Below are 548 nucleotides of genomic sequence, written 5' to 3'. Positions count from 1 at the left end.
CGAAGTAACGAGATAGCGGAGCGATCGGCACGAGGTGGGGGAGGTAGGGGCCATTAGTCGGTGAGGCTGTGGACCACGTTGGCGCGATGGTGCAATCTATCTATCGTCTGAACTGCGCAGCTGTGTTCACGCCCTGTTCAGGCTTGAACACAGCCGCACGCCGGATGATATGCGCTCTATCGTCGCCACCCTCAGCAAGTGGCTGGTCAAACCGGAGCAGCGCCCTATCCGACGAGAGTTTGCCATCTGGATACAGCGCGTGCTGCTGCGCCGTAAACCCTTCGCTGATTCAAAACTCTTCGATTGGGAAGAAGTGCAGGACCTTGAGGAGGTAAATGAGATGCTAGCTGAACGTATGAATGAGTGGGAGAGGGAGTGGAAACAGGAGGGTCGGCTGGAAGGTCGCCAAGAAGGTCGCCAGGAGGGTCGCCAAGAAGGCCTATTGGCTGGTGAAGGTAAATCCCTTCTTTTGCTACTCGAACAGAAGTTTGGTCAGGAAGCAGCGGAGCAATACCGCCCTGTGGTTGAGCAGGCTGATGAGCCGACAA

Annotated in this window: 1 pseudogene; it reads left to right on the top strand. The window is 56.4% G+C overall.

Going from position 1 to position 548, the window contains the following annotated elements:
• Window positions 1-169 precede the first annotated feature (169 nt).
• Window positions 170-548: pseudogene (locus tag CKO15_RS13865) on the top strand (Rpn family recombination-promoting nuclease/putative transposase); the annotation flags it as partial.

This window comes from Halorhodospira abdelmalekii (assembly GCF_016583625.1).
Taxonomy (GTDB): domain Bacteria; phylum Pseudomonadota; class Gammaproteobacteria; order Nitrococcales; family Halorhodospiraceae; genus Halorhodospira; species Halorhodospira abdelmalekii.
This window is presented reverse-complemented; position numbering and strand designations above follow the sequence as displayed.